We start from the raw sequence: 18,517 nt of genomic DNA, 5'->3' as shown, positions 1-18,517 counted from the left end.
CCATAAATTGAATTATACGATCATAATAATTTAATAAAATGATAAATACAATCATTTAATGATTGAAAAAATCATATTATATCCTTATATTATAAGCATAACGTCCTGGAAGAGCTTCCTAGGAGCCATCTCGCAGACGTAGACCACTCAAGCAGGCCGGGAGGAACCAGTCATGCCCCTAACTTCGACGACGGCGGTGCTGCGCCACGCGAGAAAACACGGATACGCCGTAGCCGCCTTCAACGTCCACACGCTCGAGATGATGCAAGCCGTCGTAGAGGCGGCGATGGAGAGCGAGTCCCCGCTCATTTTGCAGACGACCGTAGGCACGGTCCAACATCTGGGCGCCGACTACATCGCCGCCGCCGCCCAGGTGGCCGCGAGCCGTACGCGCCTGCCGATCGGCCTCCACCTCGACCATTGTACCGACTACAACGTCATCGTCCGGTGTATCCGGGCGGGCTACACCTCCGTCATGATCGATGCGTCCATGCATCCGTACGAGGAAAACGTGGAGCGCACGTTGCGCGTCATGTCCGTAGCCGCGGCGGTCGGCGTCAACGTGGAGGCCGAGCTCGGCAAGGTGGGCGGGGTAGAGGACGATATCGTGGTCGACGAGCGCGACGCGCTGCTGGCGGATCCGGAGGAGTGCGTATCGTTCGTCGAACGGACGGGAGTCGACACGCTGGCTCCGGCCATCGGCACGGCGCACGGCATCTACAAGGGCGACCCGGACATCGACTTCGACCGGATCGCCCGCATCGCCGGCCGCGTCGACGTCCCGCTGGTGCTGCACGGCGGTTCCGGCATCCCGGCCGCGCAGGTCAGGCGGGCGGTCGCGCTCGGCATGGCCAAGATAAATATCGCCACCGAGCTGCGCATCGCGTTCTCGGATGCCATCAAGCGCGTATTCGAGGAGCGGCCGGGGGAGAACGATCCCCGCAAGTACATGGTGCCGGCGAAGGAAGCGGTCAAGCGCCTGGCGCTGGAGAAAATCTCGCTGTGCGGCTGCGCCGGACGGGGCGGTGAGGCGATGTGATCGCCACGGTCACCCTGAACGCCGCGGTCGACAAAACCTACTATGTGTCCGGGTTCGCGCCGGGCGCCGTGCAGCGGGTGAGACGGCAGATCGCCGAACCCGGCGGCAAGGGGAACAACGTCGCCAAGATCGTCCGGCTGCTCGGCGGCGAAGCGGCGGCGACCGGCTTCACGGCGGGAGGCGCAGGCGCCTTCATCGAGGAGCGCCTCGCGGCGAGAGGCGTCCGGTCCGCCTTCGTGCGCATACCCGGCGAATCCCGCACCTGCCTGAACATCGTCGACGAAGCGAGCGGCGCATCGACGGAGCTCTTGGAGTCGGGGCCGACGGTAGGCGACGCTGAACTGGCGCAGATCAAAGACGCCGTCCGACAGCTTAGCGCCGAGGCCAGCGTCGTGGTCCTGTCCGGCAGCCTGCCGGCGGGCGCGCCGGAGGATCTGTACGCGGAGCTCGTCGGCGTTGCGAGGTCCGCGGGCGCCCGCGTCTACCTAGACGCGAGCGGCGAAGCGCTGGCGCTCGGCATCCGGGCGCGGCCGGACTTGATTAAGCCGAACGAAGACGAGCTCGCCAGGCTCGTCGGGCGCAAGCGCCTCGAGGCGCCGCAGTTGGCGCAGACCGCGGCCAAGCTGCATGCGCAGGGCGTGCGCCAGGTGTGCGCGACGCTCGGAAGCCGGGGCGCCGTCGCCTGCATGGACGGCAACTTATACCGCGTCATCGCGCCGGCCGTCAGCGCCGTCAGCGCCGTCGGCTGCGGCGACGCGTTCGTAGCGGGCATGGCCTATGCCGACGAGCTGGGATTGCCGGCAGCCGGGCGGCTTCGGATGGCCGCGGCGGCTGCCGCTGCCGCGGCCATGACGGACCGGGCGGGCGAGCTCGACCCCGCGGTATACGAGCGGCTGCTGGAAAGCGTCGAGGTCGTGCCGCTCTAGCGCAGCGGCGGCCCGGCAGTATCGTGGCGTCCGTCTTGCAATCCGGCGGTCTTCTCCTGCACAATGTAGAAAATACGCGGTTGATAGGCGGGGGAGACGGAATATGGAGGCGACGTCGAAGGGCGAAGCGCGCAGGGCCAAAATGCTGGAGCTCATCAAGGCGAACGGAAGGCTGTCGATCCAGGAGATCACGAGCGCCTTGCGGTGCTCGGAGGCGACCGCAAGGCGCGATCTCGACCTGCTGGAGCGGTCGGGACCGATCATCCGCACGATCGGCGGCGCCGTCTACGAAGGGGCGCCGGCGCAGCCGGCCGCCGAGCTGCCTTTTGCGGATAAAAGGCTGGCCCAGCTGCAGGAGAAGGAACGCATCGCGGAGACGGCGGCGGCGCTTGTGTCGGAGGGCGACGTCATCTGCCTGACGGGCGGCACGACGACCTTCCTCATCGCGCGCGCGCTCAAGACCCGGCGCAACATCACGATCGTGACCAACGCGGTGAATATCGCCTTCGAGCTGGCGGACGCGGAGGGCGTCCAGGTCGTCGTGGTAGGCGGCGTCATGCGGGCCAAGAGCTACGAGCTGATCGGGCCGCTGGCCGAGACCGTCGCGGAGCGGATCAACGTCACCAAGATGTTCCTCGGCGTGGACGGCGTATCGGAGACGCACGGATGGACGATGCATGCCGAGATGGAAGTCCGGATCGCGCAGATTCTGATCGGGCGCTCGAGCGAGGTATTCCCGGTATTCGACGACAGCAAGCTGGAAAAAACGGCCCTCTTCACGATCATGCCGCTCACCGAAGCGACCGGCATCATCACGAACCGGCAGCCCGACGGCTGGTTGGCGCGCGCATGCGAGCACCATGGAATGGCCGTGCACGTACCTCAGTAATTACGTAATTGCTATAAAACTGTCGGCCAAGGAGCGGACTTATGGGACAACCGGTTTTCTCGATCATCGGATGCCAGCACGGGCATATCGCCTCCGTGATTGAAAACATGCTGGGCATGGGCTACCGCTGCGCCGGCATCTACGAGGAGGCCGGCGAAGACCGGCGGCTGGCGAACGCGCTGTCCGGCAGATTCGGCGTACCGCTGCTCGATGCCGTCGATGAAGCGCTGGCGCAGGACGTGAGCGTAGTCGGCTGCTCGGCGGTCAACAGCCGCAAGATCGACGTCGTAGAGCTGTGCGAAGCGCGGGGCAAGCCGGTCATGCTCGACAAGCCGGCCGTAACGAACAGAGCGGGGCTCGAGCGGCTCCGGGGCATCGTCGGGCGCGGGCGGATCGAGGTCGGCATGCTGCTGACCCAGCGCTTCCACGCAGGCGTGCATACGCTCAAGGCGCTGATCGACCAAGGAGCGCTCGGACGGGTCGTCTCGCTCGACATGCGCAAGCCGCACCGGCTGAACGCGGGGGACCGGCCCGCCTGGTTCTTCGACCATGAGCGGTCCGGGGGCATCATTCAGGACCTGCTCGTCCACGATCTGGACCTGCTGCGATGGCTGACGGGCAGCGAGATCGCCGATCTGCAGGGCTATATGGCCAAGCGGATCCTGCCGGAGCATCCGAGCTTCTACGATGCGGCCGCGCTGAACGTGCGGCTTGCGGACGGCACGTTCGCCCAGCTGTACGCCGACTGGCATACGCCCGCGCGCAGCTGGACATGGGGCGACGGGCGCATCTTCGCCGTCGGCACCGAAGGGACCGCGGAGCTGCGCCTGCAGGGCGACCCCGGAGGGACCAGGGAGCCGGTCCTGCACATGTCGAACGGCATGGAAGCGCTGCATGCCGTGCCGCTGATTCGGCCGCCGGTCGGCATCTATGCGGACTTCGCGAACCGTCTGCGCGGCGGCGCATCCGTATTGTCCGGCGCCGACGTACTGCTTGCCTCCGAGGCGGCAGTAGCGGCGGACGAAAAAGCTGAACGAATCGTGAGCACTTAGCAGACGAAGCAGCCGCCTGTCTCGCGAGGCTGCGAGGCCAAGAGGCAGAAAGCGATATGCGAGAGGGGATGGGGAAGCGTCATGTCCGTACGCAAAGCCTTATTGATCGGCGCAGGCGGCTTCGGCCGCGTGCATCTGAACGAACTGGTCCGGCTTACTGACGCCGGCGTGCTTGAACTGGCCGCGGTCAGCGACGTGCGTCTGACGGAGAGCGCGGCGGCGCTCGTCGCGGAGCGGGGCATCCGGCATTATGCCGACTATCGCGAGATGCTCTCCGCGGAGGCGGGGGCGGACTTCGTGGTCGTCTCCACGCCGATCCCGCTCCATGCGCCGATGAGCATCGACGCGATGGAGGCCGGGTACCACGTCCTCCTGGAGAAGCCGCCGGGCGCCCTCCTCCAGGATGTCGACCGGATCGCGGAGACCGCCGCCCGGACGGGCAGGCTGTGCGCCGTCAACTTCTTCGCGCCGTCGCGCAAGGCCCAGGCGCTCATCGCGAACGCGATCGCGGCCGGGGAGATCGGCCGCGTACAGAGCTTCAAGGCGATCGCTCTGCTGCAGCGCACGGCCGCTTATTTCGGCCGCACGCCCTGGGCCGGCAAGCTGACGGCCGCCGGGTCGGTCGTGCTGGACGGCGCGTTTCACAACCCGGCCGCGCATCTGCTCTACAGCATGCTCAAGCTGGCGGAGACCGCGGCCGGCGCGGTCGGCCGCGAGTCGCAGCCGGTCGGCGTGACGGCCGAGATGTACCATGCCAATCCGATCGAGAGCGACGACACGACCGCGATGCGCATCGAGATGAGCGACGGCATGCCGCTCTGCTATTATGTGACGCTGTGCGCGAAGGAGACCGAGACTCAGCGGATCCGGATCGAAGGCACCGAAGGCGCGATCGAGTGGGATTATGCGGACCAGGTCAAGATCTGCCGGTACGGCTTGGGCAAATCGTACGACTGCGCGGAAGGCGGCATCGTCGAGCGGCGGTACCGCAATTTGATCCGGACGATCGAAGGGCAGGACGAGGGGCTGGACGTCTCGCTGGCTTCGGCCCGGCGCTTCACGCTCGTCGCCAACGGCGCGTTCGAATCCGCCGGGGAGATCCGCGGGATACCTTCCGCCTTCGTGCGCCTGTCGGACGCCGCGGACGAGCCGGGCGCTTATATCCAAGGGATCGAGTCCGGCCTGAAGGAGGCCTTCGCCGCGGGCAAGCTGCTCTCGGAGACGGGCTTGCCGTGGGCCGTACAGCCTGTATCCTTCGATCTGCGCGGGTACAGCCTTTTTCCGCAGCGCTTCCGCTTAACCGAAGCCTTGTCCGGCAGAGGAGGAGAAGAATGAAATTCTACGTCAGCGTCGATATGGAGGGCATCGCAGGGGTTGTCTTCAAGGAACAAATCTACCGCGGCGAGATGTTCTATCAGGAGGCCCGGCAGCTGCTGACGGACGAAGTGAACGCCGTCGTCGAGGCGCTCGCGCAGGCCGGCGCGACCGAGGTCGTCGTGAAGGACGCCCACGCGTCGGGCTTCAACCTGCTGTACGGCGACCTGCATCCCGCGGCCACGCTGGCCGCCGGCGCGCTGCCGCTCACGAACCGCTTCGCCGGTCTGGACGAGACCTTCGCAGGCGCGCTGCTGATCGGCTATCACGGCATGGCGGGCACCCGGGGCGCGATACTCGAGCATACGTTCAGCTACGCGGATATTCACGAGCTGGCGCTGAACGGCGAGCCGATCGGGGAGATCGGGATCGACGCGCTCCTGTTCGGGCGGGCCGGCGTCCCGGTCCTCTTCGTCTCCGGCGACGACAAGACCTGCGCGGAGGCGCGGCGGCAGCTGGGCAGCGTGTTCACGTACGAGACTAAAAAAGCGACCGGCCGCCATTCGGGCTTGCTCAAGGCGCCCAGGCGGGTACTGTCGGAGATCGGCGAGGCCGTCAAGGAAGCGGTCAGCCGCAGAAGCGAGTGCAAGCCCTACGCGATCGAGGGACCTTACGAGATGCGGATCGAGTACACGAGCACGAGCTTGGCCGACGCGCACGCCCTCGAAGAGGACGGCGTCCTGCGCGATGGCGGAAGGGCCTTGCGGCTGCAGGATGACGATCTGCTGCGGCTGCTCGCCCGCACCTTCAGATAAAGCAGGACGGCTCCGGCCTGTCTCGGCGACGAGGCAGGCTTATTTGCCGTTGCGGCCTATTCAGGCCCGGCGGGAGACCTCGGACCGGGGTTCGGGCGATTGTATGGAAATGACCGAGTATAAGACAATTTACGCCCGTAGTGCGGCGGGAGGGAATATGACAATTTTAAAGGAGAAGCGCGCACAAGGTTGGGTTTACGCGGGCGCTTCAAGCAACGCCGCACCGGCATTGGAAAGGAGGAATTGAAGAATCGCAAGACCGGGGAATGACGGAACGGGTTCGGCGCTTAACGCAAGACCATTCGATGAAAAGGATGTGTCCGCATGCTGTCGATCGTCAAAAAGTCAGGCCTGTCCATGCTTGTCGCCGCATTAATCACCTCGCCTCTTACCTTCTCTCCCGCCGCCAAAGTCTACGCTGACCCCGTCGAAACGAACGTCGCGCTCGGCAACGCCGTCGTATCCACGAACGGGGTAGTCAGAAATGCCGTCTCGCTCGGCAGACTCGTCGACGGCGACCGGCAATCGTCCAACTACGCGCTCATCGACGCGGCATCCGGCCCCAAGTGGGTTCAACTGGATCTCGGCGAATCGTTCGCCGTCACGCGCGTGAACGTCCTGAACGACTTCAATTCCGCAGAGCCGCGAACGGGCAGGGATATCATCGTCCAACTGTCGAACGATCCTTCCTTTGCAAGCGGTGTCACTACTGTTTTTAACAACGATACGGACAACACGGCAGGGCAAGGGGCCGGGACCGACGCCGCTTACCTGGAGCCCACGGACGGCAGCGGCAAGACCGTCGCGCTCTCGTCCGCGGTGAACGCCAGATACGTCCGTTCGTGGGCGAACGGTCACATCCGGTCCTCGAACAACTCGATCCAGACCGTCAATACGCCGGTCGAGCTGGAGGTGTACGCTGCCGTACCCGCGACGAACGCGTCGCTGCCGAGTTCCGTCGGCCTGACGGCGAGCGGAGCCACGGTGAACAGCGTGAGCCTGTCCTGGACCAGTCCGGGACCGTCGTCGGTCAGCGGCTACGACATCCGCTATTCGACCTCGCCGATCACGGGCGCCAACTGGGACAACGGCCTCGTCGTCAAGCGGGTGAACGGCGAGCCGTCTCCGGCCGCGGCTTCGGCGGCCCAGAGCATGACGGTCAAGGGGCTGCCCTCCGGCACGCCGCTGTACTTCGCGATGAAGACGGTCGGCAGCTCGGGGCAAGCATCGGCGCTCTCGGCTCCCGTCTCGGCGACGACCCTCCCGGTCGCGAACATCGCGCTCGGCAAGACGGTCACGACCAGCGCCGCCAGCACGACCGGACAGCCGATCTCGGCCCTGACGGACGGCGTGAAGACGCGGGACGCTTATTCCCTCTACAGCGTGTCCGACGGTCCGAAGTGGGCGCAGGTGGATCTGGGGAAGACGTACGATATCGCCCGGATTAACATCCGCAACGACTGGGGCGCCTCCGCCGACGCATACCGGTATGCGCGGGACGTCGTCGTCCAGTTGTCGAACGACGCGACCTTCGCCAGCGGCGTCGTCACGGTGTTCAACAACGACGGCGACAACAGCGCCGGCCTCGGCGCGGGGACGGACGCCGAATACATGGAGCCCGCGGACGGCTCCGGCAAGGACATCCTTCTCGCCGACACGGTCGGCGCGCGTTATATTCGCTACTGGGCCAACGGCCACATCAGGGTCAACGGCTCGGTCAATACCGTGAACACGCCCGTCGAGATCGAAGCGTACGCCGATCCCCAGGACAGCTCGCCGCCAGCCGCGGTGACCAACCTGGCGAGCACCTTCGTGTCCTGGCAGTCCGTCGATCTCGCCTGGACGGCGCCCGGCGGCGACGGTAATACCGGTACGGCGATCTCGTACGACTTGCGTTACGCTACGAGCGCGATCAACGCGTCGAACTGGTCCTCCGCGACGCCCGTAACCGGCGTTCCCGCGCCGAAGGCCGCAGGTACGGCCGAATCCTTCACGGTGGCCGGACTGACGCCAGGTACGACGTATTACTTCGCGCTGAAGGCGAAGGACCTCGTCAACGACTCGCCGATCTCGAACGTCGCGACCGTCACGACGCCGACGGCGGATACGGTGGCGCCGGCCGCCATCTCGAACCTGCAGGCGACGCAGGCGATGTTCAAGTCCGTCAGGCTGACGTGGACCGCGCCGGGCGACGACGGCACGAACGGCAAGGCCGCGAGCTACGACGTCCGCTATTCGACCTCGCCGATCACCTTGTCCAACTGGGCGTCCGCGACGCAGGCGGAGGGCGAGATGCCGCAGCCGACCGCGGGTACGCCCATGCACTTCAAGGTGACGGAGCTGACGCCGGGGACGCTCTATTACTTCGCGGTCCGGACGACGGACGGCGTAGGCAACGTCTCGGGACTCTCCAACTCCGCCTCTGCCACGATCGCGACGCCGACGGCCGACGCCGTCACGGTGACCTCGCTCTCCGCGCTTCAGACGGCGATCAACGGCGCGCCTGCCGGAGGCCGCGTCATCACGCTGGCGGCGGGCACCTACACCCAGTCGACGCCGATCACGATTACAGGCAAGAACAACATCACGATCCAGGGCGCCGCGAACAATTACACGGCGACGGTCGTGAAGGGGCAGGGCATCAACAACAGCTCGCTCGACATCAACTTCAAGGTCAACGACTCCGATTATGTCACGTTTAAGAACATGACGATCCAGGATTCCTATTATCATGCCATCCAGGTCAATCTGGGCTCGAAGTATTTCCATGCCGACGGCCTCAAGACTTGGGACAACGGAGAAGGCGGCTTCAAGACGACCTTCGACATCAACGGAGGCAGCGGCTACACCGACTACGGCATCATCGAGAACTCGCTGATCGGCTACACCACGAGCGGCATGCGCGGCGTCGTGGAAGGCATCGACCTGATCGCCTCCAAGGGCTGGATCATCCGCGGCAATCGCGTCGAGAACGCCAAGACGTCGAGTAACGGCGGAGGCTACGGCATTTTCGCCAAGGGGAACTCCATCGACACGATCTTCGAGAACAACGTGATCGTAGGCAGCTTTGTCGCCATGTCGTTCGGCGGCGGCGGCACGGGGGCGACCTTCTTCCGCAACCAGGACCAGACCTACGAGCATCGCGGCGGCATCATCCGCAACAATGTCGTCTTCGGCGCTACGGATACGGGCATCTATCTGAACAAGGCCAACGGCTACAAGGTGTATAACAACACGATCCTGAACACCGGCTCCGGCGTCGGCGCCGTCGAGCCCAGATTCGCGGGCACGAGCGGCGAGGTCCGCAACAACCTGATGACCGGGACCGTCAAAAACCGCGACGGCGGCACTTCCGTCGCGAGCAACAACATCACGGGCGCTACGGCAAGCTGGCTGGTCGATCCGGCGGGCGGCGACTATCGCCTGCATCCGTTCAACGGAATGGCAGCCCGCGACGTCGGCACGACGCTTGCCGACGTGCCGACCGACATGTACGGCGAAGCCCGTCCGTACGGCAGCGCGTACGACGTCGGGGCCGACGAGTTCGCGCCGAGCGAGACGACGCCGCCGGCGACGACGACGAGCTTGACCGCGAGCAGCCCGACCTCTCGCACGTTCACGCTCACGTGGACCGCGCCGGGAGACGACGGCACGACCGGCACGGCGTATGCCTACGACATCCGCTATTCGAACAGCAATATAACGGATGCCAACTGGGACAGCGCCCAGAAGATTTACAGCTTGCCGCAGCCGGCGGCGGGCGGGACGGCGCAGACGCTCAAGGTCGAAGGACCGACGGCGGGCGCGACCGTCTACGCCGCGATGAAGACGATCGACGACCAGGGCAACGTCTCTGGGCTGTCCAACGTGGCTTCCGTCACGATGCAGGCAAGCTCGGCTACCGAGTTTACGCCGACCGACGACGTGAACTTCGCCGGCGGCGCCGCATACGGCACGTCGACTACCCTCATCATCCAGAATAACGGCAACAGCGTCTACAACGGTTATGTCAAGGCAGGCTATTCCGGCTTCGCAGGCACGGCGGCGGAGCGCGCGACGCTCAAGCTGTTCGCGCAAAACAAGCCGAGCAAGACCTGGGGCGTCACGGTCACGGGGCTCCTTGACGACGCTTGGACGGAGAGCACCGTGACCAACACCACCCGCCCGAGCGAGACCGGCGCGGTCGATCTGGGCGAGATCACGGTCAGCCAGCCCGGCTGGTACGAATTCGACGTCACGGCGTTCGTGAACGCCCAGATGTCGGATCACACCGTATCCTTCAAGCTGCACGACCCGCTCGTCCAGGCGAGCTCGGTGACATTCTCCAGCACCGAGAACGCCTACAACCGGCCATACCTCGTCTTGAGCGCGACGGATACGTTCGCGCCCGCGCGGACCGAAGATCTCGCCGTCACGGCCAAGACGATGACCAGCGCCACGCTCTCGTGGACGGCGCCCGGCGACGACGGCAATGAGCGTACGGCGACGCAATACGACGTCCGCTACAGCACGTCTCCGATCACCGCGTCGAACTGGAGCAGCGCCACCCAAGCGATCGGCGAGCCGACGCCTCAGGCGGCCGGCACCGCGCAGAGCTTCACGGTGCTTGGGCTGACGACGGGCACGACGTATTACTTCGCCATGAAGACCCGCGACAACGCGAACAACGAGTCGATCCTGTCGAACACGGCGCAGACCGTGCTGGAGTCGACCGTCAACGTCGCGTTCGGCAAGCCCGCGACGACCAACGGCACGGTCTCCGTCTCGGTCGTGACGGACGGCGCGCGGGGCTCGGGCGCGTACGCGCTCATCAGCGTCGCCGACGGTCCCAAGTGGGTGCAGGTAGACCTCGGTCAGGCCTACGCGATCAGCCGGATCAACGTTCTGAACGACTGGGGAGGAACCTCGGGCATCGCCAGAACGGGGCGCGACCATGTCGTGCAGCTGTCCAACGATCCGACGTTCGCAACCGGCGTCACGACGGTCTTCAACAACGACACCGACAACACGGCGGGACTCGGCGCGGGCAGCGATGCGGCTTACCAGGAGCCGACCGACGGCTCGGGCAAAAACATCGTGCTGACGACGCCCGTCAGTGCCAGGTACGTAAGATCCTGGGCCAACGGACATGTGAGAGCCACCGGGGAGACGAATCTGGTCAATACCCCCGTCGAGCTTGAGGTGTATGCGAATCCCGGGGATGCGACGGCGCCGGGCGCGATCACGAATCTGTCCGCATCCGGTACGACCTGGAAGTCGACCAATCTGTCGTGGACCGCTCCGGGCGATGACGGCACGACCGGCACTGCGGCCTCCTACGACATCCGGTACCATACGTCCAGCATCTCGGAGAACAACTGGAACGATGCGGTGCGGCTGACGAACGAGCCGGCTCCGGCGCTCGCGGGCACGACGCAGACGCTGGCGGTAACCGGACTGCCCTCGGGCTCGGCGCTGTACTTCGCGATGCGCACCTTCGACGAGACGTCCAACGCCTCGTCCCTGTCCAACGTGGTGCCTGTCACGACGGCGGCCAACGATCCGACGCCGCCTGCGGCGATCGCCGATCTGCAGGCGATGAACCCGGGCCCGCGCAGCATGCAGCTGACCTGGACGGCGCCGGGCAACGACGGCAATGCCGGCATGGCGGAGGGCTACGAAGTCCGGTATTCGACTTCGCCGATCACGACCGAAGCCCATTGGGCGGCGGCTACGCAGGCGGAGGATGAGCTGGCGCAGAAGAGCCCGGGCCAGGCGATGAAGTACCAGGTCAATCAGCTCCAGACGGGCGTGACCTACTACTTCGCGGTCAAGACGTACGATGACGGCGGCAACTACGGCGGGCTGTCCAACCCCGTCGGCGCGGCGACCGTCGCGCCGACGCCGGACAGCGTGACGGTCACGTCGCTGGCCCAGCTGCAGACGGCGATCAACGGAGCGCCTGCCGGCGGCCGGATCATCACGTTGGCCGCGGGGACGTACAGCCAGACGACGCCGATCAACATTAACGGCAAAAACAATATTACGATCCAAGGCGCGACGTCGAACTACGACGATACGGTCGTCGCCGGCCAGGGCATTGACACCTCGAGCATGGATATTAACTTCAAGGTTAACGATTCGGACTATATCACGTTCAAGAACATGACGATCCGCGATTCCTACTATCATGCGATTCAGGTGAACTCGGGGTCGGATTATTTCCGCGCCGATCATCTGAAGACCTGGGACAACGGAGAGGGCGGCTTCAAGTCGACCTCGGGCGGCTCCCCGGATCTGCCTTATGCGGACTACGGCACGATCGAGAACTCCTTGATCGGCTACACCGCGGGCGGTACGCGCAGCGTCGTGGAAGGGGTCGACCTGATCGCGGCCAAGGGCTGGATCATCCGGGGCAATACCTTCCAGAACGCGAAGAAGTCCGGCGGCGGCGTCGCGTATGCCTTCTTCGCCAAAGGCAACTCCATGGACACGCTCGTCGAGAACAACGTGTTCAAGAACAGCTTCATCGCCATGTCGTTCGGCGGCGGCGGAACCGCGGCGCAGTATTTCCGAAATGGCGATACGTCGCTCGAGCACCGCGGCGGCATCATGCGCAACAATGTCGTGTACGTCACGGACGACGCAGGCGTATATATGAACAAGGCTTCCGGCTTCAAGGTGTACAACAACACGATCCTGGGCGTTCCGACCGGCGTTGGATCCGTGGAGTCCAGGTACGCGGCGAGCAACGGAGAAGTCCGCAACAACCTGATGGACAGAGCGGTGAAGCCCCGCGACGGCGGTACCGCCACGAGCAGCAACAACATTACGAACGGCACCGCGAGCATGCTGGTCAATGCGGCCGCCGGCGACTACCATCTGAACGCGGCCACCGCCTCGGCGGCGATCGACGCCGGCTACGCGCTGCCCGCCGACGTGCCGTTCGACATGGACGGTCAGCCGCGTCCGTCCGGCTCGGCCTTCGACATCGGCGCCGACGAGCTCAGCGCGACTCCGGCCGCGCCGACCGGCCTTACGGCCGGCTTGGTTAGCGGCAACGTCCAGCTGGCCTGGAATCTCGTGTCCGGCGCGACGAGCTACACCGTGAAGCGGGCGACGGTCGCAGGGGGCCCGTATACGAATCTGGCCACGGGTCTCACTGCGAATACGTACACTGATTCTACGGCATCGCCCGGCGCGACCTATTACTACACCGTCTCCGCCGCGAATACGGCGGGCGCGGGACCGAATGCCGCCGAGGCTTCCGTCACGATACCGCTCGCGGCTCCGACCGGCGTCACGGCGACGGGCGGCAACGCCACGGTCTCCGTTAACTGGACGGCCGTCGCGGGCGCGGCAGGCTACAACGTCAAGCGCAGCACCGTCAGCGGGGGTCCTTACACCGTCGTCGCGCCGAGCGTGACCGGCGTCGTCTATGCCGATCCGGCCGTCGCGAACGGGACGACGTACTATTACGTCGTCAGCGCCCTTGCTTCGGGAAGCGAGAGCGCGAACTCCGCGCAGGTATCGGCCACGCCTTCGAGCGGGGCGGCGCTGAGCCGTACGGGCTGGACCGCGACGTCCTCGACGAATTCCGGGACGGCCAATGCGCTCGACGGCAACGCGACCACCCGTTGGACATCGAGCGGAGCGCAGAGCATTGGCAGGTATTATCAGGTTAACATGGGCTCGGCCAAGACCTTCAACAAGATCACGCTAGACTCGACGGGCGGCAACGATTATCCGCGCGCCTACGAGGTGTACGTCTCTTCGGACGGCACGAACTGGGGCACCGCGGTTGCCAGCGGCACGGGCAGCGGCAACGTGCAGACCGTGACCTTCCCCGTGCAGACGGCCCAGTATATCAAGGTCGTACTGACGGCGGCGGCATCCCCCTGGTGGAGCATTTACGAATTCAACGTATATGAGCCTTAAGCCATAATCCGCTTCCGACCGACCGCCGGCGGCAGCCCGATTCCGGGCCGCTCCGGCGGTTTTTTTTGCGCCGCAGAATCCGGTAGGGAGGAGGATAAAAGTTACTCAGTAAAAGCCAGCAATGTCCGGTTTATAAAGACCGGCGTCCTCTCTAACATGATAGATAGTTAAATAGCACAAGGCGGTACGAGGCGAGGCCGGGAAGGAATGGACGATGAGGATACCGATCAAGACGAATGCTGTAGAACTGGGGCGGAATTGGAAGATACAAGGCTTCGACGGCAGGGAGGACATCCCGGACGCCGTGCACAGGACAGGCTTCGACGATGCGGAGTGGCTGGCAGCCGCGGTGCCGGGAGACGTGCATTCGACGCTGCTGGCGCACGGTCGAATCGAGGACCCGTATTACTCGACCAACGATCAGGCCTGCGTGTGGGTCGAACGGAAAACCTGGGTATACCGTACCGAATTCGACCGTCCGGAAGCGGAGGAGACCGCGGGCTTGCTGCTGGAACTCGACGGCCTCGATACGCTCGCCGAAGCGTTCGTAAACGGGGAATCGGTCGCCTTGTCCGACAATATGTTCGTGCCCCTCGCGGTCGAGCTCTCGGGCAAGCTCAAGGAACGGGGCAACGTGCTCGTCGTGCGATTCGACCCGGTCGTCGAATACGCGGCGCGGCAGGACGTGTCCCGGTTCTGGGCCAAGGTCAACTACGAGCGGATATGGCTGCGCAAGAGCGCGACCAATTTCTCATGGGACTGGAGCCCGCGGATCGTAACCGCCGGCATCTGGAAGGAAGCGCGCCTGAAGGTCGTGCATGCGGCGCGGCTCGCGCATCTGAACTTCAAGACGCTGTCGATCGGCCCGGACGGCGCGGAGGTCGAGGTCGAGGCGGAGGTCCGGCACAGGGGCGGCGATATGCGGCTGACCGCGGAGGCGATCCTGCGCGGCCGCGACGCCGAGATGCGGTACGAGACGGACGTGACGGACGGCAGCGTCAAGGTCCGGTTCACGGTGGCTCGTCCGTCGCTCTGGTGGACGTTCGATCACGGCGAACCCTTCCTCTACGAGCTCACCGTGAATCTTAAGGCGGACGGCGAGCTGGTCGATACGGCGACCGAAGAGGTCGGCATCCGCACCGTCGAGGTCCGGCTCCGCTCGGAAGCCGGCAGCCCGCGGTTCATGTTCGTCCTGAACGGCAAGGAGGTATATGCCAAGGGCGCGAACTGGATCCCCGCCCACAACTTCATCGGCGCCATCCCGGACGAGCGCTACGAAGACCTCGTCACGCTCTCCCGCGAAGCCAACATGAACATGCTGCGCGTCTGGGGCGGCGGCGTCTACGAGAAGGCGGCGTTCTACCGGGCATGCTCCCGCCAGGGGCTCCTGGTATGGCAGGACTTCATGTTCGCCTGCAGCGAGGTGCCGGACGACGACGAGGCGTACATGGCGAGCGTGCGGGCCGAGATCGTGGCGAACGTGAAGGCGCTGCGCAGCTATCCGTGCATCGCGATCTGGGCAGGCAACAACGAGAGCCAGGCCATCCATAGCGAAAAAATGCGATATCGCAGCGACACCCGCTTCTACGGCGCGAAGATCTTCCACGAGATGATGCCCGAGCTGCTGGCGAAGCTCGACCCGACGCGGTTGTATTGGCCGAGCTCGCCATGGGGCGGCAACGACCCCAACAGCTTCGACGAAGGGGATACGCACAACTGGGCGGTATGGGCGGGGGACGTCTATCCGCGGCATTACGGCGAGGGCTTCAAGATGGACGTATCGCCGTACGGCATCTCCTACCGGAGATACGCGGACGACACCTCCAAGTTCAGCAGCGAGTTCGGCATCCACGGGAGCACGGTGAAGGAGACGCTGCGGCGCAATATTCCCGAGGGCGAGCTCTACTACGGCAGCTTCGAGGTCGATTACCGCAACAAGGATTACGAGCCGGAAAAGGCGTCGATCACGATGGCCGGCTACTCGGGGCTGCCGCGGGACCTGGACGAATACATCGATTTCTCGATGCTGTGCCAGGCGGAGGGGCTGAAGTTCGGCGTCGAGCACTTCCGCAGGCGCAAGCCGGAGAACGGCGGCTCCCTGATCTGGCAGCTCAACGACTGCTGGCCGGGCATCAGCTGGAGCTTAATCGACTACTACTTGTTCCCGAAGGCTTCCTATTACTATGCCCGCCGTTTCTACCACCCGTTGCTGCTGTCGTTCAAGGAGGACGGAGGCCGGATCTCGGTCTGGATGACGAACGACAGCTGCGAGGAATACGAAGACAAGATCACGGTCGGCGTCCGCACTTGCTTCGGGCAACCGACCTATGAGCAGACGTTCGAGATCCGCGTCGCGCCGAATTCCTCGGCGCAGATCGTCGCGTATTCGCCGGAAGAAGTTGAATGGCGTCTCGGCGTTATCAACAAGCGGTCGCACTTCATGTTCGCACGCAGCGCGCGGGACGACGTCTACGACAATCACTACTTTTTCGCCGAGCAGAAGGATCTGCGGTTCAGTCCATGCCGTCTGCGGGTCTCGTACGAAGAGCGGCCGGAAGGGATACTCGTCACGATCGAGACGGATACGTTCGCCCGGTTCGTCAAGCTGGAGTGTCCGATCGACCACACGATGTTCTCGGACAACTACTTCAACCTGCTGCCCGGCGAGCGCAGGACGGTGCTGGCGACGAACCGCAAGGGGACCGAGGTCTCCGCGGCGGATATCCGCGTCTCGGCGCTCAACGCCAAAAAAACACAGCCGCAGGAGGAGAAGCGATGAGCAGCAGCTACTTGATCCACGATATGATCCGCGTCTGTCCGCAGACCGGAAAGGTGCTCGAAGACCAGGCCCGCGTGCGGACGCTCCCGGAACTGGGCGGGCTGACCGCGGAGCTGACGACGCCTCGCAATGCCTACGTATCCTTCCAGATCGTCGTGAAGCTGGGCGATGCAGGCGTGCAAGGCATCCGTTTCGAAGCCGAGGCGCTGAAGGGCGAGCAGGGCGAGATCGGCGCCGGCGAATTTGAGTTCTATGCCCAGTGGTATCATGGTATCAAAGACCGCTATTATCCCGATGCGCTGGTCCCGCTGGACCAGGAGGGAGGAGGTCCGCGCAGTCTGTCCCAGATCGCGGCGCGCAACGGGGTCGCGAACCAAGCATACGCCGCCGTATGGGTAGACTTGTTCGTACCGTCCGACGCGCAGGCGGGCGGATACCGAGGCGCGCTGCGCGTGACGGCGGGCGGCGAGACCGAATCGCACGAGATTCGTCTTCGCGTGCTGCGCACGGCCGTACCGGACGAGTCTCGCATTATCCTCGACCTCAACAGCTACGCCGACAATATATCGCGCAGGACGGACGCGCTGCGCGACAATCCGACCCGGTACGAGGACGGGACTTACTTTAAGACGGAGCAGCAGTTTTACCGTATGGCACACGAGCACCGCTGCCTGCTGCACTATTTGCCGTACCAGCACTCCGGTAAGATGCCCCCTACCTTCGCTCCCGAGCTGGAAGGCAAGGGCAAGCAGATGCGGGTCAAGGACTGGTCGGCGTTCGACGAGCACTTCGGTCCTTATCTGGACGGCTCCGCGTTCGCAGGAACCAAGCGGGGCGAGATCCCGATTCCGTACATGTACCTCCCGTTCAACTTCAGCTGGCCGGCCGACTACGCGAAGTTCGGGATGAAGGGCTACCGTACCGAATTCGCGGCAATCATGGAAGAATTCCACCGGCACTTCACCGAGAAGGGATGGCTTAACACCAAGTTCGAGCTGTTCCTGAACCACAAGAAGCGCTACAAGCTGTTCCCGTACGACGGCGACGAGACCCGTTTCGTCTGGGATGAGAAGATTAACGACATTTTCTACGATCTATCCAAGGACGTCCTCGAGAAGGAAGACGGTGCCCAGTTTATTTTCCGCACCGATGCCAGCTGGAGCTACGGGCTGCATTTCGACAAATACGCGAACATGATCAAGCTGTGGGTCGTCAATCAGCAGATGTTCTCCTGGTTCCCGGAGAGTGTCGAAGTGCTTCGCGAGGCCGGCTGCGATATATGGACTTACGGAAGCGCCGAGCGAATCTCCACGTCGCTGCTCGCTACCGTATTCTCTCCGCTCGCCGCCGTGGCGAGAGGCATTGACGGGTTCACCTACTGGGAGAGCACCAAGTGGGGAGATCGCTGGTACGAGACGCCGGATTCGGAGGGCAGCACCGCGGTATTCTATCCTGGCGACCGTCTGTTTGGTCTCCAGGGACCGATCCCGTCGATCCGGCTGAAGACGATCCGGAGCGCGATGCAGGTCGCGGACTGCATGGCGGAGTGGATCGACGAGCAGCCGGACGGCAGGACGCGGATGGGCGAAGCGATCGCCGCCGCATTCGCCCTTAAGCCCGGGGCATGGTGGCCCGGCAAGCCGGACTTCCTGGATAAGCCGCCGTACGAGTGGGAGAACAAAATGTTCAGCGAGGCTCCCCGGGCGTCGCTCGATAACAGCCTCGCGCCGGAGGCATTCAACGATCTGAGGCAGACGCTGTGGGAGATTCTGAGCTAAAGGAGGCC

9 protein-coding genes are annotated in these 18,517 nt (G+C 64.4%); all 9 read left to right on the top strand.

From position 1 onward, the window contains the following. Positions 1–172 precede the first annotated feature (172 nt). The 9 genes from PQG80_RS14570 to PQG80_RS14530 all read left to right on the top strand — a co-directional run bounded on the left by PQG80_RS14570 (position 173) and on the right by PQG80_RS14530 (position 18,509). A complete protein-coding gene (locus PQG80_RS14570) occupies positions 173–1,039 on the top strand; it encodes a class II fructose-bisphosphate aldolase (RefSeq protein WP_271752099.1) in 867 nt (288 codons plus the stop codon). Next, entirely contained in the window at positions 1,036–1,965 is a 930-nt protein-coding gene (locus tag PQG80_RS14565; protein ID WP_271752098.1) for a 1-phosphofructokinase family hexose kinase, read from the top strand. Before PQG80_RS14570 ends, PQG80_RS14565 begins: the two co-directional genes overlap by 4 nt. A gap of 103 nt (positions 1,966–2,068) precedes the next feature. Next, positions 2,069–2,854 (top strand): DeoR/GlpR family DNA-binding transcription regulator, encoded by a 786-nt coding sequence (locus tag PQG80_RS14560; protein ID WP_271752097.1) that lies wholly within the window; start codon positions 2,069–2,071, stop codon positions 2,852–2,854. Between the two features lie 41 nt (positions 2,855–2,895). Beyond that, positions 2,896–3,906 (top strand): Gfo/Idh/MocA family protein, encoded by a 1,011-nt coding sequence (locus tag PQG80_RS14555; protein WP_271752096.1) that lies wholly within the window; start codon positions 2,896–2,898, stop codon positions 3,904–3,906. An 81-nt stretch (positions 3,907–3,987) separates the two neighbouring features. Beyond that, positions 3,988–5,241, top strand: a complete 1,254-nt coding sequence (locus PQG80_RS14550) for a Gfo/Idh/MocA family protein (protein WP_271752095.1) — start codon at positions 3,988–3,990, stop codon at positions 5,239–5,241. Next, positions 5,238–6,035, top strand: coding sequence for a M55 family metallopeptidase (locus PQG80_RS14545; protein ID WP_271752094.1), 798 nt, complete (start codon positions 5,238–5,240; stop codon positions 6,033–6,035). Before PQG80_RS14550 ends, PQG80_RS14545 begins: the two co-directional genes overlap by 4 nt. A gap of 324 nt (positions 6,036–6,359) precedes the next feature. Then, the gene (locus PQG80_RS14540) at positions 6,360–13,952 is read left to right on the top strand and encodes a fibronectin type III domain-containing protein (protein WP_271752093.1); all 7,593 of its coding nucleotides are present in this window, start codon (positions 6,360–6,362) and stop codon (positions 13,950–13,952) included. Positions 13,953–14,166: 214 nt separating this feature from the next. Continuing rightward, positions 14,167–16,731, top strand: coding sequence for a beta-mannosidase (locus tag PQG80_RS14535; protein WP_271752092.1), 2,565 nt, complete (start codon positions 14,167–14,169; stop codon positions 16,729–16,731). Then, positions 16,728–18,509 carry a glycoside hydrolase domain-containing protein gene (locus PQG80_RS14530; RefSeq protein ID WP_271752091.1) on the top strand — a complete coding sequence of 594 codons (1,782 nt, stop codon included), beginning with the start codon at positions 16,728–16,730 and terminating at the stop codon, positions 18,507–18,509. Before PQG80_RS14535 ends, PQG80_RS14530 begins: the two co-directional genes overlap by 4 nt. The last annotated feature ends 8 nt before the right edge of the window (positions 18,510–18,517 follow it).

This window comes from Cohnella rhizoplanae, from assembly GCF_948329515.1.
In the GTDB taxonomy this organism is placed as follows: Bacteria; Bacillota; Bacilli; order Paenibacillales; family Paenibacillaceae; genus Cohnella; species Cohnella rhizoplanae.
The sequence above is the reverse complement of the archived record's forward strand: the minus strand, read 5'-3'. Positions and strand labels throughout refer to the sequence as shown.